At 74.5% G+C, this 21,016-nt stretch carries 20 protein-coding genes and 1 other RNA gene; 17 read left to right on the top strand and 4 right to left on the bottom strand.

Going from position 1 to position 21,016, the window contains the following annotated elements; translation table 11 throughout:
• Nucleotide 1 precedes the first annotated feature (1 nt).
• Complete coding sequence (locus H508_RS0106050) at nt 2-886, bottom strand: alpha/beta fold hydrolase (protein WP_026373408.1); 885 nt, start codon at nt 884-886, stop codon at nt 2-4.
• Nucleotides 887-1,012: 126 nt separating this feature from the next.
• Here H508_RS0106050 and H508_RS0106045 point away from each other — a divergent pair, with 126 nt between their 5' ends.
• From H508_RS0106045 to H508_RS16670, 8 genes are all read left to right on the top strand, one after another.
• Nucleotides 1,013-2,245, top strand: coding sequence for a TadA family conjugal transfer-associated ATPase (locus tag H508_RS0106045; RefSeq protein WP_026373407.1), 1,233 nt, complete (start codon nt 1,013-1,015; stop codon nt 2,243-2,245).
• The gene (locus H508_RS0106040) at nt 2,242-3,099 is read left to right on the top strand and encodes a type II secretion system F family protein (protein ID WP_026373406.1); all 858 of its coding nucleotides are present in this window, start codon (nt 2,242-2,244) and stop codon (nt 3,097-3,099) included. Before H508_RS0106045 ends, H508_RS0106040 begins: the two co-directional genes overlap by 4 nt.
• Complete coding sequence (locus H508_RS0106035) at nt 3,096-4,031, top strand: type II secretion system F family protein (protein ID WP_026373405.1); 936 nt, start codon at nt 3,096-3,098, stop codon at nt 4,029-4,031. The genes H508_RS0106040 and H508_RS0106035 overlap by 4 nt, the downstream gene beginning before the upstream one ends.
• Nucleotides 4,032-4,041: 10 nt before the next feature.
• Nucleotides 4,042-4,230 (top strand): hypothetical protein, encoded by a 189-nt coding sequence (locus H508_RS0106030; protein WP_026373404.1) that lies wholly within the window; start codon nt 4,042-4,044, stop codon nt 4,228-4,230.
• Nucleotides 4,230-4,610, top strand: coding sequence for a TadE/TadG family type IV pilus assembly protein (locus tag H508_RS0106025; protein WP_245569466.1), 381 nt, complete (start codon nt 4,230-4,232; stop codon nt 4,608-4,610). Before H508_RS0106030 ends, H508_RS0106025 begins: the two co-directional genes overlap by 1 nt.
• Nucleotides 4,585-5,070, top strand: a complete 486-nt coding sequence (locus H508_RS17825) for a hypothetical protein (protein ID WP_035254180.1) — start codon at nt 4,585-4,587, stop codon at nt 5,068-5,070. Before H508_RS0106025 ends, H508_RS17825 begins: the two co-directional genes overlap by 26 nt.
• A complete protein-coding gene (locus H508_RS17820; protein WP_026373402.1) occupies nt 5,067-5,513 on the top strand; it encodes a pilus assembly protein TadG-related protein in 447 nt (148 codons plus the stop codon). Before H508_RS17825 ends, H508_RS17820 begins: the two co-directional genes overlap by 4 nt.
• Before the next feature lie 105 nt (nt 5,514-5,618).
• Entirely contained in the window at nt 5,619-7,235 is a 1,617-nt protein-coding gene (locus H508_RS16670; protein ID WP_051222844.1) for a serine/threonine-protein kinase, read from the top strand.
• Nucleotides 7,236-7,238: 3 nt separating this feature from the next.
• Here the strand turns inward: H508_RS16670 and H508_RS0106005 are convergent, their stop codons facing one another.
• Entirely contained in the window at nt 7,239-8,468 is a 1,230-nt protein-coding gene (locus H508_RS0106005) for an MFS transporter (RefSeq protein ID WP_026373401.1), read from the bottom strand.
• Between the two features lie 92 nt (nt 8,469-8,560).
• Between H508_RS0106005 and prfB the strand changes: the two genes are divergently transcribed.
• Both prfB and H508_RS14835 read left to right on the top strand, forming a co-directional pair.
• Nucleotides 8,561-9,679, top strand: a complete 1,119-nt coding sequence (gene prfB, locus H508_RS0106000; protein ID WP_026373400.1) for a peptide chain release factor 2 — start codon at nt 8,561-8,563, stop codon at nt 9,677-9,679.
• An 8-nt stretch (nt 9,680-9,687) separates the two neighbouring features.
• Nucleotides 9,688-11,106 (top strand): 4-hydroxyphenylacetate 3-hydroxylase N-terminal domain-containing protein, encoded by a 1,419-nt coding sequence (locus H508_RS14835; RefSeq protein ID WP_051222842.1) that lies wholly within the window; start codon nt 9,688-9,690, stop codon nt 11,104-11,106.
• Nucleotides 11,107-11,175: 69 nt separating this feature from the next.
• Here H508_RS14835 and H508_RS0105990 read toward each other — a convergent pair whose 3' ends face one another.
• Nucleotides 11,176-12,105 (bottom strand): right-handed parallel beta-helix repeat-containing protein, encoded by a 930-nt coding sequence (locus H508_RS0105990; protein WP_026373399.1) that lies wholly within the window; start codon nt 12,103-12,105, stop codon nt 11,176-11,178.
• Nucleotides 12,106-12,430: 325 nt separating this feature from the next.
• On the opposite strand from H508_RS0105990, the gene ftsE reads away from it, so the two are divergent.
• From ftsE to H508_RS0105965, 5 genes are all read left to right on the top strand, one after another.
• Entirely contained in the window at nt 12,431-13,174 is a 744-nt protein-coding gene (gene ftsE / locus H508_RS14830) for a cell division ATP-binding protein FtsE (protein WP_245569465.1), read from the top strand.
• A complete protein-coding gene (gene ftsX, locus H508_RS0105980) occupies nt 13,171-14,085 on the top strand; it encodes a permease-like cell division protein FtsX (protein ID WP_026373398.1) in 915 nt (304 codons plus the stop codon). The genes ftsE and ftsX overlap by 4 nt, the downstream gene beginning before the upstream one ends.
• Nucleotides 14,086-14,162: 77 nt before the next feature.
• Nucleotides 14,163-14,639: an SsrA-binding protein SmpB gene (gene smpB, locus H508_RS0105975; RefSeq protein WP_026373397.1), complete on the top strand. Its 477-nt coding sequence runs from the start codon at nt 14,163-14,165 to the stop codon at nt 14,637-14,639.
• An 87-nt stretch (nt 14,640-14,726) separates the two neighbouring features.
• Nucleotides 14,727-15,755: a 6-phosphofructokinase gene (locus tag H508_RS0105970; RefSeq protein WP_026373396.1), complete on the top strand. Its 1,029-nt coding sequence runs from the start codon at nt 14,727-14,729 to the stop codon at nt 15,753-15,755.
• Between the two features lie 100 nt (nt 15,756-15,855).
• Nucleotides 15,856-17,070 (top strand): ATP-grasp domain-containing protein, encoded by a 1,215-nt coding sequence (locus tag H508_RS0105965; RefSeq protein WP_051222840.1) that lies wholly within the window; start codon nt 15,856-15,858, stop codon nt 17,068-17,070.
• Nucleotides 17,071-17,086: 16 nt separating this feature from the next.
• Here H508_RS0105965 and murJ read toward each other — a convergent pair whose 3' ends face one another.
• On the bottom strand, nt 17,087-18,625 hold the full coding sequence (murJ, locus tag H508_RS0105960; RefSeq protein WP_245569464.1) for a murein biosynthesis integral membrane protein MurJ: 1,539 nt from the start codon (nt 18,623-18,625) through the stop codon (nt 17,087-17,089).
• 228 nt (nt 18,626-18,853) lie between these two features.
• Between murJ and ssrA the strand changes: the two genes are divergently transcribed.
• Nucleotides 18,854-19,224, top strand: a transfer-messenger RNA (tmRNA) gene (ssrA, locus tag H508_RS17105).
• A 48-nt stretch (nt 19,225-19,272) separates the two neighbouring features.
• On the top strand, nt 19,273-20,994 hold the full coding sequence (locus H508_RS0105955; protein WP_026373393.1) for a lipase family protein: 1,722 nt from the start codon (nt 19,273-19,275) through the stop codon (nt 20,992-20,994).
• Nucleotides 20,995-21,016 lie beyond the last annotated feature (22 nt).

Here is a 21,016-nt window from a genome sequence, read left to right as displayed (position 1 = left end):
GTCAGTCGAGCCCCGCCAGGTGCTCGAGCATCGCCGGCACGACCACGTCGGGCCGGTCGCGCTGCACCCAGTGGCCGGCGCCCGGCACGACGAGCGCGCGAGCGCGCGGCATCGACGAGGCGGCGCGCTGGGCGACCGCCGCGGGCACGCCCGCGTCGCGCTCGCCGTGCACGAAGAGCGTCGGCGCCTCGATGCGCGTGAGCCTCGCGCTGTAGTCGGTCGACTGGCGGCGCAGGCCCACCTCTGCGCGCTGCCACTCGGCGAAGACCTCGAGCCCCGAGCCCCGACGCGCCTCCGCCGCGACCTCTTCGAGCAGCTCGGGCGTGCGCCGCGCGGGATCGCGGAGCACGGGTCGCAGGCTGCGCTCGAGCAGCCGCCGGTCGCGCGCGGACGCGCGCGTCGCCGCCTGCAGCACGCCGGTGCGGAGCGCGGCCCAGCTCGCGAGCTGCGCCGGCACGCGGAGGGCTCCCTCGACGAGCGTCGGCTGCAGCCCGTAGCTGCCGAGCAGCACGAGCCCGCGGACGCGCCCCGGGTGCTCGAGCGCGTGCCCGATCGCGAGCCCGCCGCCGAGCGAGAGCCCCGCGAGCGCGTACCGCTCGAGGCCGAGCGCCTCTGTGAAGCCCGCGACATAGCCGAGCAGGCGATCCTGCGTCGCCCGCCACGGCGCGCGCGGGCTGTGCCCGTAGCCGGGATGGTCGGGCGCGAGCACGCGGTGACCCGCGGCGGCGAGCTCGCCGCCCACCTCGCCCCACGAGAGCCACGCCGAGTCGAGCCCGCCGCCGTGGAGCAGGACGACGGCGGATGCGTCGGCCCCGACGGGCGGCGCCCACTCGAGGTACGAGACGGGGCCCCACGGCAGCCCGACGCTGCTGCGCGTCGCGTGCATCTCCACCCCGCTCTCGTGCCCCTTCCTCGGAGCCTACGCGGACGCATCCGCACGGTGACGACCCGGTCGAGCGTCGCTGTGGACAACTTCCGAGGCGCTGTGCCCGCTTGGGCTTCACTGGCTCGCATGCTCCAGGCCGTCGCCGAGATCACCGCCTCCGTGCGGGCGCGGGTGCGGCGCGACGGCATCGACCTCGCGCGCTCGGGCGACCTCGCCGAGCGGTACGTGCGCGATGCGGTGCGCTCCTACGCCGAGCGCTCGCTCGGCGGCAGCGTGCCGATGCTCGCCGACGAGCGGCAGGCCGAGCGCGACGTGCTCGCGGCGGTGCGCGGCTACGGCCCGCTCCAGCCCTACCTCGACGATCCCGAGATCGAGGAGCTCTGGATCAACCAGGGCTCGCGCGTCTTCTGCGCGCGCGGCGGCGTGAGCGAGGCGCTGCCGCTGCGGCTCACGGAGCTCGAGGTGCGCGACCTCGTCGAGCGGATGCTGTCGACGACCGGGCGCCGCGTCGACCTCTCGACGCCGTTCGTCGACGCGTCGCTGCCCGACGGCTCGAGGCTGCACGTCGCGAGCGGCGACGTCGCGCGCGGCGCGATGTCGATCAACATCCGGAAGTTCTCGCGCCGGCTCGCGTCGCTCGCCGCGCTCGTCGATCGCGGCGCGCTCAGCCAGCAGGCGGCGCAGTTCCTGCGGCACGCGGTCATCGCCGGCTGCAACGTGCTGGTCTCGGGCCCGACGCACGCGGGGAAGACGACGATGCTCAACGCGCTGCTCGCGAGCGTCCGGCCGGGCGAGCGCGTCGTCACGGTCGAGGAGACCTTCGAGCTCGACCCGCCGGTCGACGACATCGTCGCGCTCCAGTGCCGGCAGCCCTCGCTCGAGGGCACCGGGGAGATCTCGCTGCGGCGGCTCGTGAAGGAATCGCTGCGCATGCGGCCCGATCGGCTCGTCGTCGGCGAGGTGCGGGAGGCCGAGGCGCTCGACCTCCTCGTCGCCCTCAACTGCGGCGTGTCGGGGATGTGCTCGATCCACGCGAACTCCGCGCGCGACGCGCTCGCGAAGCTCACGACGCTCCCGCTGCTCGCCGGCCGGAACATCGACGCCGGCTTCGTCGTCCCGACCGTCGCGCAGTGCATCGACCTCGTCGTGCACCTCGCGATCGACGCGCGCGGCAATCGCCGCGCCGTCGAGATCCTCGCCCCGACGGGGCAGACGACCGCCGGCGTCATCGAGGCGTCGACGCTCTTCGCGCTCCGCGACGGCCTCCTCGAGCCGAGCGGCTCGCATCCCGCGCGCACGGCGAAGTTCGCCGCCGTCGGCATCGATCCCGTCGCGCTGCTGATGGGAGCGCGCGCATGACGTGGCTGCTCGGCACGGCGCTCGGACTCGGGGCGCTGCTCGCGGCGAGCCCGTGGCTGTGGCCGCGGCGCACCGGAGCGGCGGATCCCCGACCGCGCCCTCGCGCGCTCGATCGGCTGACGCTCGCGGGGCTCGACGGCGTGCCGCCGCTCGCGCTCGCCGCGGCCTCGGTCATCGGCGGGGTGCTGGCGGCCGGCGTGGCGCTCGCGCTCGTGCCGGCGATCGCGGTCGCCGTCGCGGCGCTCGCCGCTGGCGCTGCCGCGCCCGTGCTCGCGGTCCGCTGGCGCGCGAAGCGCCGCGAGCGCGCCCAGGCCCGCGTCTGGCCCGACGTCGTCGACCACCTCGTCTCCGCCGTGCGCAGCGGGCTCGCGCTGCCCGATGCGGTCGCGCAGCTCGAGCGCGCCGGCCCCGAGATCACTCGGCCGGCGTTCGCCGCCTTCGCTGCCGACCACCGCGCGACCGGCTCGTTCGCCTACGCGCTCGACCGGTTGAAGGATCGACTGGCCGACCCGGTCGCCGACCGCATCCTCGAGACGCTCCGGATGGCGCGCGAGGTCGGCGGCACCGAGGTCACGACGGTGCTGCGGGAGCTCGCGGCCTACCTGCGCGCCGACCTCGCGACTCGCGGGGAGCTCGAGGCGCGGCAGAGCTGGGTCGTGAGCGCGGCTCGGCTCGGTGTGGCCGCGCCGTGGATCGTGCTGCTCATCCTCTCCACCCGGCCGGAGGCGGCCCAGGCCTACAACGCCCCGGGCGGGCTGCTGCTCATCGCCGGGGGCGCCGTCGTGACCCTCATCGCCTACCGGGTCATGCTGCGCATCGGCGCGCTCCCCGTCGAGGCGCGGTGGTTCGCGTGACCGGCGAGGCGGGGTGGAGCCTCCTGCTCGGAGGGAGCCTCGGGCTCGGGCTCTGGCTCCTCGTGAGCCTCGTGCCGATCCTGCGTCGTCCGCTGCTGCTCCACCGCGTCGCCCCGTACGTGCTCGACGTCTCGCCCGGGGCGCGCGACCTCGTGGCGCGACGCCGCGTCGACCCCGCGCGCGTCGTCGGCGTCGTCGCGTCGCCCATCGGCGACCGCATCGCGCCCCTCGTGCACGCCGTGCTGGGCGCTCCCGACGGGATCCGCCGCCGCTTGCGGCAGGCCGCCGATGACGGCAGCGTCGCCGAGCACCGCGCCCGGCAGCTGCGGTGGGCGCTCGTCGGCGCCGCGTGCGGCGCCGCGCTCGGCATCGCGGGCGCCGTGCAGCGGGGACCGATCGCGCTGCCCGCAGCGCTCGCGATCCTCGGCGCCGCGACCGGTGCCTTCGCCGTCGACTGGCTCCTGCAGCGGCGCGCGAGGCGCCGGCTCGCGCGCATCTCGAGCGAGCTGCCGTCGATCCTCGAGTTCCTCTCGCTCAGCCTCGCGGCAGGCGAGGGGCTGCAGGACGCGCTCCGCCGGGTCGGCGCCGCCGGTCACAGCGCGCTCGGGCGCGAGCTCGCCGGCGTCGTGGCCGACGCGGCGGCCGGCTCGAGCCTCTCGACGGCGCTCGGCACGCTCGCCGACGAGCTCGGGCACCCCGGCGTCACACGCAGCGTCGACCAGATGCGCGGGGCACTCGAGCGCGGGACGCCGCTCGCCCAGACGCTGCAGGCGCAAGCGCTCGATGCGCGCGAGGCCGCGAAGCGCGACCTGCTCGAGGCAGCCGGTCGCAAGGAGATCTCGATGCTCGTGCCGCTCGTCTTCGGCCTGCTGCCGACGACGGTCGCGTTCGCGCTGTGGCCGGGCATCCACGTGCTGCAGGTCGGATTCTGAAGGAGGAGCCATGTCCACGATCAGCAATCGCTTCGCTCGGCTCGTGGGGCGGATGCGCGATGAGGAGCGCGGAGACGTGCCGGGCTGGGTGCTCGTCACCCTGATGACGGCCGGACTCGTCATCGTGCTGTGGACGGTCGCCGGTCCCGCGCTCCAGGGCGTGTTCGAGCAGGCGATCGAGCGCGTCACGAGCTTCTGATGCGGCTGGCCGACGAGCGCGGCTCGGCGGTCGCCGAGTTCGCCATGGTCGCGGGTCTGCTCGTCGTCCTCGTGCTGTCCGTCATGCAGCTCTCGCTCGCGCTGCACGTGCGCGCGACCGTCGCGGATGCGGCGGCCGAGGGCGCGCGGCACGCCTCGCTGCTCGGCTCCGATGCCGCGGCGGGCGTCGAGCGCACGCGCGAGCTCATCACGATCGCGATCGGGCCGGGCTACGCCGAGCGCATCACCGCGTCGAGCGCCGTCGTCGAGGGACTCGAGACGATCGAGATCCGTGTCGCGGCACCGCTGCCGGTGGTCGGCTTCGTCGGCCCCGTCGCGCTGGAGGTCGCCGGGCATGCGCCGGTCGAATCGCTCCGCTGAGCGACGCGCATGCACGCGCGAGCTGCTCGCGTCGGAGGAGGGCTCCGCATCGATCGAGCTCCTCACCGTCGGCCTCATCCTGCTCGTGCCGCTCGTCTACCTCGTGCTCGCGCTCGGGCAGATCCAGCACGCCGTGCTCGGCGTCGAGGGCGGTGCGCGCCACGCGGCCCGGGCGGTCGCGCAGGCCGAGTCGCACGAGCAGGGCCTCGCCGCGGCCGATCGGGCGATCCGGGTCGCGATCGACGATGCGGGGCTCGACGCCGACGCGGCTCGAGTCGTGATCACGTGCGCCCCGGTGCCGGGCGCGTGCGCCACGCCGCGCGGCACCGTCACCGTCCGCCTCGACGCGACGGTGCCCCTCCCGCTCGCCCCACCGGGGCTGCACCTCGGCACGGGCATCGGTGTGCCCGTCTCGGCGCTCGCGAGCCAGCCGGTCTCCGCCTTCGGCGGCGCTCCGTGAAGCGCGCGTGGGTGCGGCTGGCGCGCGAGGAGGAGGGCTCGACGCTCGTGCTGACCATCGGCTTCGCGGCGCTCGCCCTCGCCCTCGTGCTCGCCGTCGCCGCGGCGACGAGCATGCTCGTCGAGCGCCGGCGGCTCTTCACGGTCGCCGACGGCGCGGCGCTCGCGGCCGCAGAGGCGTTCGCGCTCGAGCAGGTCCGCTTCGACGGCGCCTCGGCGGCACCCGAGCTCGCCGACGCCGCGGTGCAGCGCGCCGCCGCGGCATGGGCGGCCGCGGCCGCCGGCGAGCTCGACGCCGTGCGGGTCGAGGGCGCGAGCGCCGATGCCCGCAGCGCAACCGTCTCCGTCTCGAGCACGTGGCGCCCGCCGATCGTCTCGCTGCTGCTGCCCGAGGGCATCCGGCTCGACGTGACCGCGACCGCGCGCGCGGTGTTCGTGGACTGAGCACCGACGTCCACCGTGCGGCCCGCGATCACCGGCGCCGCGATCGACCGTTCCCTGAGCAGATCCCGGAGGCGCGTCCAGCCGTCCTGGGGAATCATGGGGGACATGATGCCCGGGACGGTGCTCGCGTCGCGCTACGAGCTCGTGCGCCCGCTCGGCCTCGGGGGCATGGGGCAGGTGTGGCTCGGGCTCGACCGGGTGCTGGGGCGCGAGGTCGCCGTGAAGACGGTCGACCTCAGCACGAGCAGCGATCCGAGCGCCGGCGAGCGCTTCCGGCGCGAGGGCCGCGCTGCCGCGGCGCTCGCGCACGAGCACGTCGTGACGGTCTTCGACTCCGGCACCGACGGCAGCACCGCCTTCCTCGTGATGCAGTTGCTGCCCGGCCCCGCCGTCGCCGAGCTGCTCGAGGCGGGCGAGCCGCTGCCGATCGACCGGGCGGTCGAGATCGCCGAGCAGACCGCGGCGGCGCTCGCGGCGATCCACGGCATCGGCATCGTGCACCGCGACATCAAGCCGGCGAACCTCGTCTTCGACGGCTCGGGCAGGCTCAAGGTCGTCGACTTCGGGATCGCCAGCGTCGAGGGCACGAGCGGACAGCTCACGGCGACCTCGACCATCGTCGGGAGCGCCGCCTACATGGCGCCCGAGCAGGCGGACGGCGGTCGCGCCACGCCCGCGACGGATCTCTACGCGCTCGGCTGCGTCTTGACGACCCTGCTCACCGGCCGGCCGCCGTTCTCGGGTGAGCACCCTCTCGCGCTGCTGCAGCAGCACGTGCACGCGCCCGCGCCGCGCGTGGCGGAGCGGCTCGCCGGCGTGCCGCCGCCGCTCGATGCACTCGTCGCCCGACTGCTCTCGAAGCGGCCGGAGGATCGCGGCGATGCGGCGAGCGTGCGCGACGAGCTCGCGGCGATCCGGAGCGCGCTGCCGCGGACGCCGACGGTCGCGGCAGCAGCCGGGGACGCCACCGTGCCCCTCGCTGCCGCAGCCGGGGCCGCCGAGTCCGGCGAACCGTCGACCGCGCGGCTCGCGTCCGGGGGCTCCGCGGCGGCGACCGCGCTCGTCGCGGCGCCGCGCAGGCGCATCGCCCGGCGGCTCGGCGTCGCGCTCGGCGCGCTCGTGGCGCTCGCGGCGCTGCTGCTCGCCGTCCTCCCGCTGCTGCAGCGACCGAGCCCGGACGATGCCCTCGCATCGCAGCAGCCCGTCGCCCAGGAGGGGGCGCCCGCCGCGGTCACGCCGCCGGCATCGGCCTCGGAGACGGCCGCCGCCCCGCGTGAGCGCGAGCCCGCGACGGGCGCGTCGGCGGCGCCGGCGGCCGGCGAGCCCGCGCCCGCCGTGGCCGGGGAGCCGGCGACGCCGACACCCGCTCCGCCAGCGGCCGGTGAGGCGCCGCCGGGCCCCGCGGAGCCGACGTCGACCGCGCCCGCGCCCGCGCCCTCCGAGCCGGCACCGGTCGAGCCGGCGCCGGAGCCGATCAGCCTCGCCGGGGTGCGCGAGGCGATCGGCGGCGCCGTCGCCGCAGGCGGACTCGACGCCGCGGCGGGCGACGAGCTCCTGGGCCGCGTCGCTGCGCTCGAGGGAGCCGCCGGCGACGCCCTGTCGGCAGGGCTCGCGGAGCTCCGCTCGCGCGTCGACGCCCTCGAGGCCGATGGTGCCGCGACGCCGGAGGCCGCGGCCGCCATCCGCGCCGCGATCGACGAGGTCACCGCCTCCGCCGCGTGAGCGCTATTCGCGGGGCTTCCGCGGCAGCCACTTGAGGAGGATCGCCGCCCCGGCGATGCACACCGCGGTGAGCCCGCCGGCCGCCCAGGCGATCGACGCGAGCGAGACGACCGCCGAGATCGCGAGCGGTGCCGCGGCGCCGCCGAGGTCGACCGTGAGCCGCCACGCACCGAGGAACGGTGCCGGGTTGCGCGGGTCGGCGAGGTCCGCGCCGAGCGTCATGATGATGCCGGAGCCGAGCCCGTTGCCGAGCCCGAGCACCATCGCGGCAGCGACGAACCAGCCGGTGGTGGCCTCGAGGTCGTGCGAGACCGCGAGCATCGCGAATGCGATCGCCATGAGCCCGAGCGTCGGCACGACGCTCCAGAGCCGACCGAAGCGGTCCATGATCCAGCCCGACACGAAGAAGAGCGCGAAGTCGAGGCCGCCGGCGATGCCGATCACCAGCCCCGTCGTGGCGGCGTCGAGGCCGATCGAGATCGCCCACAGCGGCAGCAGCACGTTGCGCGCCGAGCGCGCGAGGGCGAGCATCGCCGCGCCGACGCCGACGGTCGCGAGCACCCGCGCGTGCTGCCGCACGACTCGCCACACACCCGTGCGCTCCTGTCGGAGCTCGATGACGCCGGTCGTCGCGGGCTTCCGCTCGAAGGCGGTGGTCGGATCGGGCAGCACGACGAGCACCGCGATCGCGACGATCGTGCAGACGCCGAAGAACACCCACACCGAGCCGAGCGGCAGCCCGAGCCCGAGCACCGCGGCGCCGATGAGCGGGCCGACGAACATGCCGAGGCGGAAGATGCCGCCGAGCGTCGACAGGGCCCTCGCCCGGTACCGGATCGGCACGTAGGTCGTCATGAACGCGTGCCGCGCGAGCGCGAAGACCGCGTGGCCGAGGCCGAGCACGAACACGGCGACGCCGAGCGTCCACGCATCCCGCGCGACGAGGGCGAGGGCGAGCGCCGCGAGCACGAGCGCGCCCGCGCCGATCATCGTCGGGCGCTCGCCGAAGCGCGCGACGACCCCGCCGCCCGGCACATCGCCCGCGAGCTGCCCGATCGTCAGCATCGCCGCGACGACCGCGGCGACGGCGAGCGAGGCGCCGAGATCGCCGGCGATGAGCGGGATGTAGGGGATGACCGCGCCCTCGCCGATCGCGAACGCCGCCGTCGGCACGTAGACGGCGCCCGCGACGCGCTTCCACGGGAACCGCTCCGTCTCGTCGCCCCCGCTCACAGCCCGAGCCTACGACGCTCGCGCTGGACGGCCGGATGCCGTGGCGGCCCGGGACGCGGACGGACGATCCCGCGCCGGTAGGCTGGGGCATCATGGCCGATCTCGACATCGGCGGCGAGATCGCCGCCCTCCGCTCCACGTTCGCCGACATCAAGGCCGTCACCGACGTCGACCGGCTCGCCGCCGACATCGAGCGGCTCTCCGCCGCCGCCGGCGCCCCCGATCTGTGGGACGACCCCGAGGCCGCGCAGAAGGTCACGAGCCAGCTGAGCCACGCGCAGACCGACCTCCGCCGCATCACCGAGGCCGAGTCGCGCATCGACGACCTCGAGGTGCTCGTCGAGATGGCGAACGAGGAGGCCGACGAGGCGACGCAGCTCGAGGCGAAGAAGGAGCTCGCGAGCCTGCAGAAGCTCATGGGCGAGATGGAGATCCAGACGCTCCTCGACGGCGAGTTCGACCCGCTGCCCGCGGTCGTCACGATCCGCGCGGGCGCCGGCGGCGTCGACGCCTCCGACTTCGCCGAGATGCTGCTGCGCATGTACTTGCGCTACGCCGAGCAGCACGGCATGCCCGTGACCGTCTACGAGACGAGCTACGCGGAGGAGGCGGGCATCAAGTCGGCCTCGTTCGAGGTCGACGCGCCCTACGCCTTCGGGCAGCTCTCGGTCGAGGCCGGCACGCACCGGCTCGTGCGCATGAGCCCGTTCGGCGCCGCGGGCAAGCGCCAGACGTCGTTCGCGGCGGTCGAGGTCGTGCCGCTGTTCGAGCAGGTCGACGAGGTCGAGGTGCCCGAGAGCGACATCCGCGTCGATGTCTTCCGCTCCTCCGGGCCGGGCGGCCAGTCGGTCAACACGACCGACTCCGCGGTGCGCATCACGCACATCCCGACCGGCGTCGTCGTCTCGATGCAGAACGAGAAGAGCCAGATCCAGAACCGCGCGGCCGCGATGCGCGTGCTGCAGAGCCGCCTCATGCTGCTCAAGCGCGAGGAGGAGGCGGCGCGCAAGAAGGAGCTCGCCGGCTCGATCGCCGCGAGCTGGGGCGACCAGATGCGCTCCTACGTGCTCGCGCCCTACCAGATGGTCAAGGACCTCCGCACCCTCCACGAGGTCAACAACCCCTCGGCGGTCTTCGACGGCGACCTCGACGGCTTCATCGCCGCGGGCATCCGCTGGCGCAAGCAGCAGCAGCGCGAGGGCGACGAGTAGGAGCCGCCATGGGCACCCGACCGCAGACCGGCAGCGACTACCTCGCGAGCCTCGACGACGGCCGGGTGGTCGTCCACGACGGCGAGCGCGTCGCGCGCGTCGCCGAGCATCCCGACTTCGCCGGCACCGCATCCACCATCGCGTCGCTCTACGACGCCCTCCACGACACCCCCGGCGAGGGCGGCGCGGATGCGCTGCTCGCGCCGATCGCGGACGGCTCGGGCGGCGACGGGGTCACCCACGCATTCTGGACGGTGCCGCAGTCCCGCGACGACCTCCGCGCGCAGCGCGAGGCGGTCCGCGCCTGGCAGTCGCGCACGCACGGCTGGCTCGGCCGCACCCCGGAGTTCATGGCGTGCATCTTCACGTCGATGGCCGCGCACGGGCCGTTCTTCGGTCGCTTCGAGGGCAACGTGCGCGCGGCCCTCGAGCGCGACCAGCGCGCCGTGACCCACTACGCGCAAGCGCTCGTCAACCCGCCGGTCGACCGCGAGCTGCCGCCCGACGAGGTCGGCGACGTCTTCCTGCACGTCGTGGAGGAGACCGACGAGGGCATCGTGCTGCGCGGTGCGAAGGCGGTCGTCACGGGCGCGGCGACGGCCCAGCGCCTGTTCGTGTCGCACTTCGGCGGCGAGGTGCAGACGGATGCGTTCGCGATCGCCGCGTCGGTCGCGGTCGGCTCGCCCGGCGTGCGCGTGTACACCCGCGGCACGCCCTTCCGCCCGGACCAGCCGCTCGCGCGCCGCTTCCAGGAGCACGACGCGCTCGTCGTCTTCGACGACGTGCTCGTGCCGTGGACCGACGTCTTCATCCGCGACGCCGAGACGATGCTCGCGTTCAACCGCGGCGCCGTCGGCTGGAACGCGCGGCTCGCCTTCCAGGCGGCGACGCGGCTCGAGGCGAAGCTCGAGCGCATCGCGGGGCTCGCGGTGCGCGCGGTCGAGATCATGGGCACCGAGGAGCGGCGCGGCACGCAAGCGGCGCTCGGCGAGCTCATCGCCTTCCGGCACACGGTCGCGGGGCTCCGCGACGCGATGATCGAGCAGGCGGCGCCGTCGGGGGAGTCGATCCTGCCGGGCGTCGACGCCGCGATGGCGTTCTCGGCGCTCGCGCCCGACGGCTACTCCCGCATGCGCGTCTCGCTCGAGACGACGCTCTCCTCCGCGCTCGCGCACCTTCCGGTGCCGCTCGAGTCGCTCGGCACTGCCGAGGTCGCGCCGATCGAGCCGCTGCTGCGCGGCTCGGGCGGGGCGGATGCGCGCGAGCGGCTCGAGGTCGTCGGCGAGCTGTGGGATGCGATCGGCACGGGCTTCGGCGCGCGGCACGAGCTCTACGAGCGCAGCTACTGGGGCCAGCCGGAGCGCACCCACGTCGGGATCCTCGGGCTCGCGCGCGCCGACGGCCGCGTCACCCGCTGGCAGGGCTGAGGGGCTCAGCCGCACACGAGCGCGGGCCGCCCGTCCGAGGACGAGGCGGCCCGCTGCTGCGACCCGGGGTCAGTGGCTGTTGACCCGCGGCTGACGGCCGTCGACCATCGAGTTGTTCGTGAACGTGATGTCGCCGGCGGTGCGGATGAGCTGGCAGTTGTACTTCGAGTCCGTGCCGAAGACGTTGTCGCGGATGTCGATGTTCGAGAACGCGCCCTTGCCCTTGTCGTGCGCGTTGATCGTGCAGCCGCCGCCGTCGAGGAAGTTGTCGCGGATCATGATGTTCGCGGTGCGGCCCGCGTCCTGCGTGATCATGATGCCGGCGTTCGTCGCACCCTCGATGCGGTTGCCGGTGATCCAGTAGCCGGAGCCGCTCTGGATCTGGATGCCGTCGTCGTGGCTCGGCTTGCCGCCCCAGCTCGGGTCGTTGACGTAGTGCAGGTTGTCGTGGATCCACGAGTCGCGCAGCTGCACGTTGCCCGAGCCGAAGAAGTGCGCGGGGTCGATGACGTGGTGGATGTCGAGTCGCCGCGCATCGATGTTCCAGCCCATGAGGCCGTTGATCGAGTGGCGCTGCACGTTGGGGACGAGCTCGCTGTCGGTGATCGTGAGGCTCGCGCCGTCGGAGGCGCTGCGGACGAGGGCGCTGTGGCCGCTCGCCGCGCCGCCGCGGATGATCGAGTTGCGGATCGTGACGTCCTTCGCGCGCACCTCGACGTAGCCGTGGACGTCGAGGCCGTCGATGACGGTGCCCGGCCGTGTGATGACGAGGTCACCGCGGTGCACGCGCAGCTGCGTGCCGGCCGGCACGCCGGTGTTGTGGGCGCCGGGGAACGAGTCGGTCGCGACCGCGGCCTGGGCCTCGGGGGCGCCGGTCGCGCCGGTCGCAGGCAGGATGGTCGCCGCGAAGGCGAGCGCGGTCGCAGCGACCGCGATGCGGAAGGACCGGCGACGGCCGGCGACGGGGCTCGTCGCCGTGGCGGCGGTGATGTCGTGCATGGAGATGAGTCGGACCTCTCGTGGAGCGGACAAGCGGGTGCGACGGCGCGCTCCGGGCGGATGCCCGGGGAGCCGTCGAGCGCTTGGGATGGCGATGGCCGAGCCGCGCTGCCGCCCGTGACCGCGGCAAGAGGTCGGGCGTAAGCACCGACTGGCTCGACGGCGTCAACGATAACAGATCGGTAACGGTCGTCGCACGGTTCGCCCACGACACGCCCGGGGCCGAGGCCGGCGCCGCGCCCGCTTCCCGGCGACACGCCGAGCGCACGAATGATGACGCGCCGACGCGGAGCCGAGTGCTGCCACCGCCCGCCCGTACCCTCGGATGGCCATGATCCGCTTCGACGAGGTCTCGAAGACCTACTCCCGCAAGGCCCGCCCCGCGCTTGACGGCGTCTCGCTCGAGATCCTCAAGGGCGAGTTCGTCTTCCTCGTCGGCGCCTCCGGCTCGGGCAAGTCCACGCTCATCCGCATGGTGCTGCGCGAGGAGACGCCCTCGAGCGGCGAGGTGCACGTGCTCGGCCAGCGCCTCAAGGCGCTGCCGAATCGGCGCGTGCCCTTCTTCCGCCGCAACCTCGGCGTCGTCTTCCAGGACTTCCGCCTGCTCGGCAACAAGACCGTCTACGAGAACGTCGCCTTCACGCTGCAGGTCATCGGCAAGAGCCGCGCCTTCATCTCGGAGGCAGTGCCCGACGTGCTGAAGATCGTCGGGCTCGCGGGCAAGGCGTCACGGCTGCCGCACGAGCTCTCGGGCGGCGAGCAGCAGCGCGTCGCCATCGCGCGCGCGGTCGTCAACCGGCCGCCGATCCTGCTGGCCGACGAGCCGACCGGCAACCTCGACCCCTCGACGAGCGCGGGCATCATGGCGCTGCTCGCCCGCATCAACGAGGGCGGCACGACGGTCGTCATGGCGACGCACGAGGCCTCGATCGTCGACGAGATGCAGAAGCGCGTCGTCGAGCTCGACGCCGGCCGCATCATGCGCGACGAAGCCCACGGGTCCTACCGGCGCCACCTCGGCGACGACGACGAGCTCGCGCCGCGAGCGCTCGAGGAGGAGACCGCGTGAGGGTCCAGCTGATCGCGCAGGAGGTGTGGAACGGCTTGCGCCGCAACCTCTCGGTCGTCGTCTCGGTCGTGCTCGTGACGTTCATCTCGCTGTCCTTCGTCGGCGCCGCGATCCTGCTGCAGATGCAGATCACCCAGATGAAGGGCTTCTGGTACGACCGGGCCCAGGTGGGGATCTACTTCTGCGGGCCCGTCGACGCGACGGCGACGTGCAGCCAGACCGCCGCGACCGCCGAGCAGGTCGACGCCGTGCGGGCAGTGCTCGAGAGCGTCGCGATCGCGCCCTACGTCGCCGATGTCGAGTTCGAGGATCGCGAGCTCGCCTATCAGCACTTCATGGAGCAGTTCGGGGGCACCTCGAGCGCCGAGTTCGCGAGCCCCGAGACGATGAACGAGGCGCTGTGGGTGCGGCCCACCGCGCCGCAGGACGCCGACCTCATCCGCGAGGCGACGAGCGCGCTGCCGGGCGTGCTCGAGGTGCGCGATCAACGGGCGCTGCTCGAGCCGATCTTCCAGGTGCTGAGCACCGCGAGCCTCGTCGCGATCGGCATCGCCGTGCTCATGCTCGTCGCGGCCGTGCTGCTCATCTCCACGACCATCCGCCTCTCCGCCTTCTCCCGCAAGCGCGAGCTCGGGATCATGCGGCTCGTCGGCGCCTCGAACCGGTTCATCCAGACGCCGTTCATCATCGAGGGGATCGTCGCCGCGCTCGTCGGCGCGGTGCTCGCCGCGGGAGCGGTCGTCGCGACCGTGCACTTCCTGCTGCAGGGCTACGTCGCGCCGATGCTGCAGACGATCGCGATCGTGGGGCTCGACGACGCGCTCGTCGTCGCGCCCGTGCTGCTCGGGATCGGCGTGCTCTTCGCGGGCGTCGCCGCCGCGGTCGCGATCCGCCGCTACCTGAGGATCTGAGCCGCGGCCCGAGCCGCGCTACACTGGGCGGCTGCCCGAGCGTCGGGCTGTCGAGACCACCGAGCCGGGAGCGAGCCATGCCGCGCGAACAGGGCCAGAAGGTCGTGGCGCAGAACCGCAAGGCGCGCCACGACTACCACATCGAGGACCGCATCGAAGCGGGTCTCGTGCTCACCGGCACCGAGGTGAAGTCGCTGCGCGCGGGTCGCGCATCGCTCGTCGACGGCTACGCGTTCGTCGACCGCGGCGAGGCGTGGCTCGACGCCGTGCACATCCCCGAGTACGGGCAGGGCACGTGGACGAACCACCCGCCGCGGCGGAAGCGCAAGCTCCTGCTGCACCGCGATGAGATCGACAAGCTCGCCGCGAAGGTCGCGCAGGGCGGCTACACGCTCGTGCCGCTCTCGCTCTACTTCTCGGACGGCCGCGCGAAGGTCGAGCTCGCGGTCGCGAAGGGCAAGAAGGAGTACGACAAGCGGCACGCGCTGCGCGAGCGCCAGGACAAGCGCGAGGCCGAGCGCGCGATGCGCACGCGGAACCGCCTGGGAGACTGACGTCCCGCGCGGTTCGACTTTCCCAGCGCGCGTCGACTTGAATGGGCCCTGCCGGCGCTCACCCAGGGTCGTCGGCGGAAGGGCGACATGCGCATCGGCATCCTGACGTCCGGCGGCGACTGCCCCGGTCTCAACGCGGTCATCCGAGCCGCCGTGCTCACCGGGATGAAGCACCACGGGCACGAGTTCGTCGGCATCCGCGACGGCTACCGGGGGCTCAAGGAGGGCGACGTGCGGGTGCTCAACCGCTCGGCCGTGCGCGGCACCTCCCGCGTCGGCGGCACGATCCTCGGCACGAGCCGCACGAATCCCTACGAGGGGGAGAAGGGCGGGCCGGAGCGCATCGCAGAGACGCTCGAGCGGCTCGGGATCGAGGCGGTCATGGCGATCGGCGGCGAGGGCACGCTCGCGGCGGCCAACCGGCTCGCCGACGACGGCATCCCGATCGTCGGGGTCCCGAAGACGATCGACAACGACCTCGACGCGACCGACTACACGTTCGGCTTCGACACCGCCGTGCAGATCGCGACCGAGGCCGGCGACCGGCTGCGCACGACGGGCGACTCGCACATGCGCTGCATGGTGCTCGAGGTCATGGGGCGGCACGTCGGCTGGATCGCGCTCCACACCGGCATCGCCACCGGCGCGCACGTCACGCTCATCCCCGAGCAGCCGCGCTCGATCGAGTGGATCTGCGAGTACGTGCAATCCGTCTACGACCGCCGACGGGCGCCGCTCGTCGTCGTCTCGGAGGGCTTCAAGCTCGAGGGGATGGACGAGGAGTACTCGCGCAAGGGGCTCGACGCCTTCGACCGGCCCCGCCTCGGCGGCATCGGCGAGGTGCTCGCGCCCATGATCGAGGAGCGCACGGGCATCGAGTCGCGAGCGACGGTGCTCGGCCACATCCAGCGCGGCGGCGCGCCCTCCGGCGCCGATCGCGTGCTCGCGACGCGCTTCGGGCTCGCCGCGGTCGACGCGATCACCGATCGCGCGTGGGGCTCGATGGTCTCGCTGCGCGGCACCGAGATCGTGCGGGTGCCGATGTCGGCGGCGCTCGGCGACCTCAAGCGCGTGCCCGAGCACCGCTACCGCGAGGCGGAGCTGCTGTTCGGCTGAGCCGATCGGCGGCGCGCCCGCACGGGGGCGCCGCCGCCAGGTGCACTGTGCTTCCATGGGATGCGGCCGGGGATCGGGAGGCCGGGGATCGGGGAGCGGGATGGCGAGATCGGCAGCGGCGCAGGGCCTGCCCGTGACGTCGGCGTCCGCGGCGCTCGACCGGCCGCTGCGCGCCCTCATCGTCAGCACGAGCCGCGATCGCGGTGCGCTCGCGGCCGCGCGGTCGCTGCGGCGATCCGGCTGGGTCGTCGGGGTCGGCACCCCGGACGGCGGCGGGATGCTCGGCGCGTCGCGCGCGAGCTCGCGGACGCACGTCGTGCCCCGTCCGCGCCGCGACGGCGGCGACTTCCTCGACGGCCTCCGGCGGGCGATCGAGGAGGGCGGCTACGACATCGTGTTCGGGGGCTCCGACGACTGGATGGCCGCGCTCTCGTCGTATCGCGACGCGATCCCGGCGCGCGTCGCGCACCCTCGATGGGACGCCGTCGCGGCAGCGCTCGACCGGCTGCGGCTCGCGACGGCCGCGCGCTCTGCAGGCCTCGCCTCGCCGCGGACCGAGCTCGCGACCGACGCGGCGATGGCGGCGTGGCGCGGCCCCGTGGTCGTGAAGACCCGCACGCACTGGTTCCCCGGGCAGACGAAGTCGCACCGCACCGAGGCGCGCCTCTTCCCCGACGTGCGCTCCGCCCGGGACCGCATCCAGCACATCCGCGACGTCGGCGCCGAGCCGGTGCTGCAGGAGCCGGTCTCCGGCGAGCTCGGAGCGCTCATCGGGATCGTCGCCGAGGGCCGGCTCGTCGGGCGCGTGCAGCAGGAGGCCTCGCGCCTCTGGCCCACCCCGAGCGGAGCCTCGGCGCGCGCGGAGACGGTGCCGGTCGACGAGCGGCTCGCGGACCGAGCAGAGGCGCTGCTGGCCGACCTCGGCTGGGAGGGGCTCGTGGAGCTGCAGTTCCTCACCGGTGCCGACGGCGTCCCGCACCTCATCGACTTCAACGGGCGCTTCTTCGGATCCCTCGCGCTCACGGAGCGGGCACGGCCCGGGCTGCCGGATGCGTGGGGGCGGCTCGTGCTCGAGGGCACCGTGCCGGAGCTGGAGGACGCGCCGGCAGGCATGCGCTACGCGTGGATGGCCGGTGACCTGCGCCGCGCGTTCGCGGAGCGGCGGGGCGGGCTCGCGGCCGATGTGCTCGACTCGCTGCGCTGGTCGCGCGGTGCGCAGCGCAGCATCTGGGACCTCCGCGACCCCGGTCCTGGGCTGCACCTCGCGAGCGCGAGGCTGCGCCCTCGCGCCCGGCGCGCCCCGCGCGAGCGCTGACGCTCGCGGGCGCGCCTCAGCGCCGGCGTCGTCGCACGGCCGCGCGCACCATGTCGAGCGGCACCGCGAGCTCCGGCGCGCGCAGTGCCGCGAGCCCCGCGACGTAGATGCCGCCCACGACGATCGCGACGATCGCGCAGTCGAGCACGGGCGGCAGTCCGGGCAGCACCGCGAGGACGGCACCGCCGCCGAGCGCGGCGACCGCTCCGACGCCCGCCGCGCGCGCGACGAGCGCCCCGGTCGCGCGCAGATCGAGCACGCCGTGGCGCCGGTGCAGCAGCCACGTGTTCGCGACGGCGGCCGCGCCGAGCGAGGCGCTCGACGCGAGCGCGAGACCGGCGACCCCCATGACGGGCGCGAGCAGGACGTCGCCCACGATGTTCACCACCATCGCCGCGACGGCGACCAGGACGGGCGCCCTGGAGTCGCGCCGTGCGTAGGAGGCGCTCACGACGACCTGCCGGCAGCCGAGCGCGAGCAGCGCCGGCGTGAACCAGACGACCGCTGACGCCGTGGCTGCGACCGCTGCGTCGTCGAAGGCACCGCGGCCGAACGCGAGCTCCACGAGCGGCTGCGCAGCCAGGGCGAGCACGATGCAGATCGGCGTCAGGAGCGTGACGGCGGCCGACAGCCCGCGCCCGACGAGCCGCCCGAGCTCGGGCAGCCGGTTCGCCGCGGCACCCATCGCCGGGTACAGCGGCACCAGCAGCGAGGCGATCAGGAGCGTCTCCGGCAGGCTCACGAGCCGCCACGCGTAGGAGACGGCGGTGATCGCGCCCTCGTCGAGCGTCGAGCCCACCGCGCGATCGACGAGCGTGTTGATGTTCCCGACCGCGTTGCCGACGAGCATGGGCGGGACGAGGCCGGCGATCTCGCGGAACCCGGGATCCCGCAGGCGCAGGCTCGGTCGCACTCGCGCGCCGAGCCGCACGAGCGGTGGCAGCTGCAGCAGCAGCCGGGCGAGCGAGCCGAGCACGAAGCCGACGGCGAGCGCGGAGATGCCCCACGTCGGGCCCAGGAGGCCGGCGGCGCCGATCATGATGATGTTGAAGGGCACGCCCTGGAGCGCGGACCACGCGAACGAGCCGTGCGCCTGCGAGTACGACGCGAGCAGGTTCGTGCCGGCGATGAGGACCGAGGCGATCAGCACGATCCGCGTGAGGTGCTGCGCCGTCTCCGCTTGCGCCCCGTCGAAGCCTGGGGCGAGGATCGCGGTCACGGGAGCGGCGAGCAGCCCCATGGCGATGCTGCCGACCCCGAGCACGATCATCGTGACGGTGATCGCGACATCGAAGGAGCGGTGCCCGCGGCACGCGTCCTCCGCCTCGGCCTCGCGCGCGAGCACGGGCGTCGCGGACCGGGCCATCGCGGTCGCGATGAGCGCGAGCACGATGTTCATGAGCCCTTGCGCGACGAGGTACGCGTCGAGGCTCGCGCTCGCGCCGAACACCGCGGCGATCACGACGTCGCGGACGAAGCCGAGCAGCGTCGAGACCGCCGTGAGCGCGGTCACGAGGAAGGCGGCCCGGCCCAGCCCGCCGCGGCGCTCAGGCACGGTGCCCGTCGGCCCCGGGGCGTCGGCTCGGTGCGCGCATGCCGCCCTTCGGTCGAGGTCGTGAGCAGCGGCGCTCTGCTCGCGCCGATCCTAGCGAAGCCGCGCTCCCACCGACGCCGACGGCTTGCCGTCCGCTCGCGGCCGCGCTATCGTGGTGGGCTGGCCTCGCCAGCGCGCCGGACGCATCCGGCATTGACAACTCCACAGCGTGCGACTCGCACCCAGCACGGGGATGATCGGTTTCGACAGCGTCTCGATTGCTGCGGGAAGCGGGTAGAGGATGCAGGGTCATCTCTTCAACGCCCCCTGCAAACCAATAGGTGCCGATGCAAAGCGCACCGACTTCGCCCTCGCTGCCTAAGCGAGCCTGAAGTCCGTCAGACCGGGGTCGCTCTCGCCCCGGACCCTGGCGTCATCTTGAGAGCTCGCTGCGATGCTGCGTCACAGGGCATCGCGGGACTTGAACTGTGACTGGGCTCGTCGACCTAGGTGCTCAGGACAAAGGTCGGAGCCGAGCAGAACGCCACCCTTGAGCTGCACCCGGAGAAGCCGCACGATGTGAGCGTTGGACGGGGGTTCGATTCCCCCCATCTCCACCATCGGTCGAGTCGCACGCTGTGAGAGCCCCCGCTCGCTACTGTCGAGCCATGGGGCTGCTGTCGCGCACGGGAGGACGGGCCGGCGGCCTCCTGGAGCGCGCGCCGCGGTGGCTCTCGATCGCGGTCGGCGTCGGATGCGTCGGGCTCGGCCTCGTGCTCGTCGTGCGCCCGTTCCTCTCGCTCGGCGCCCTCGTCGTGCTGCTCGCGATCGCGCTCGTCGTGGCCGGCGCCGCGGAGCTCGTGCGCGGCAGCCGCTCGTGGAGCGCGCTGCTCGCGCTCGCCTGGATCGGCGCGGGGGCCGCCGTCCTCGCGCTGCCGTCGCTGACGATCGCCGCGCTCGTGCTCGTGGTGGGCGCCGCGCTCGTCGTGGGCGGCGCCGTCGACGGCGTGCGCGCGCTGCGCGGCCCCGAGGGAGACCGCGGCGTCGCGCTCGCCCTAGCGATCGTGACGATGCTGCTCGGCCTCCTCGCGCTCGCGTGGCCCGACGTGTCGGTGCTCGCGATCGCGGCGCTCTTCGGCGCGCGGCTCGCGCTGCTCGGCGTCGCGCTCCTGCGCCGCCGTCCCGCGCGGGCCGGCGGAGCGCCGCGCGAGCGTCGGCGGCGCGCGGTCGCGGCGCTCGCCCTCGTCGCGACGGTCGGCGCGACGCTCCTGAGCGCGCACCTGAGCGCCTCCCCGCGCCCGGACGCGTCCTACGACCCGCCGGCGGACGTGCCGTCGACACCCGGCGCGCTCCTGCGCAGCGAGCCCTTCGACCGCGCGATGCCCGACAGCTCGACCGCGTGGCGGATCCTCTACACGACGACCGACGCCGACGGCCGCCCCGCCGTCGCATCCGGCCTCGTCATCGTGCCCGAGCGCGGCGCCCAGCACCCGGTGATCGCGTGGGCGCACGGCACGACGGGCTTCGCGACCGGGTGCGCGCCGACGCTGCTCGACGAGCCGCTCGCGGCCGGGGCGATGCCCGACCCGCAGACCGCGATCGACGCGGGCTGGGCGGTCGTCGCGACCGACTACGCCGGGCTCGGCACAGCCGGGAGCCAGCCGTACCTCATCGGCGAGGGGGAGGGGCGGAGCGTGCTCGACGCGGTGCGCGCCGCGCAGCGGCTCGGCGAGGCCGCGATCGCGCCCGAGACGGTGCTGTGGGGGCACTCGCAGGGCGGGCACGCCGCGCTCTGGGCCGGCGGCATGGCTGCCGACTACGCGCCCGAGCTCGAGATCGTCGGCGTCGCGGCGATGGCGCCCGCGACCGACCTCCCCGCGCTCCTCGACGGCGTCGCGGGCTCGGTCGTCGGCCCGGTCTTCGCCTCGTTCGCGCTCGCCGCCTACGACGCCGCCTACCCCGACGTCGCGCCGCGCGACTCCGTGCGGCCGGGCGCGCGCATCATGGTGCAGTCGATGCAGCAGCGCTGCCTCACCGACCCCGCGACGCTCGTCTCGCTCGCAACCTCGGTCTTCAGCGGCGCCCCGGTCTTCTCCCGCAGCCCGGGTGACGGCGCGCTCGGCGCGCGCGCCGCCGAGAACGTGCCGACGCTCCCGATCGACGCGCCCGTGCTCGTCGCGCAGGGCGGCGCCGACTCGCTCATCACGCCCGACGCGCAGGCCGGCTGGGTCGCCGCTCGCTGCGCCGAGGGCTGGTCGATCGACCACCGCACCTACGACGGGCTCGACCACATGGGCCTCGTCACGGGGGAATCGGCGCTGCTGCCCGAGCTCGCCGCGTGGACCGCCGCCCGGTTCGCGGGCGAGCCCGCGCCGGTGGGCTGCCGCTGACGCCATCGCGCGCGCGACGCTC

The organism is Agrococcus lahaulensis DSM 17612 (assembly GCF_000425105.1).
Taxonomy (GTDB): domain Bacteria; phylum Actinomycetota; class Actinomycetes; order Actinomycetales; family Microbacteriaceae; genus Agrococcus; species Agrococcus lahaulensis.
This window is presented reverse-complemented; position numbering and strand designations above follow the sequence as displayed.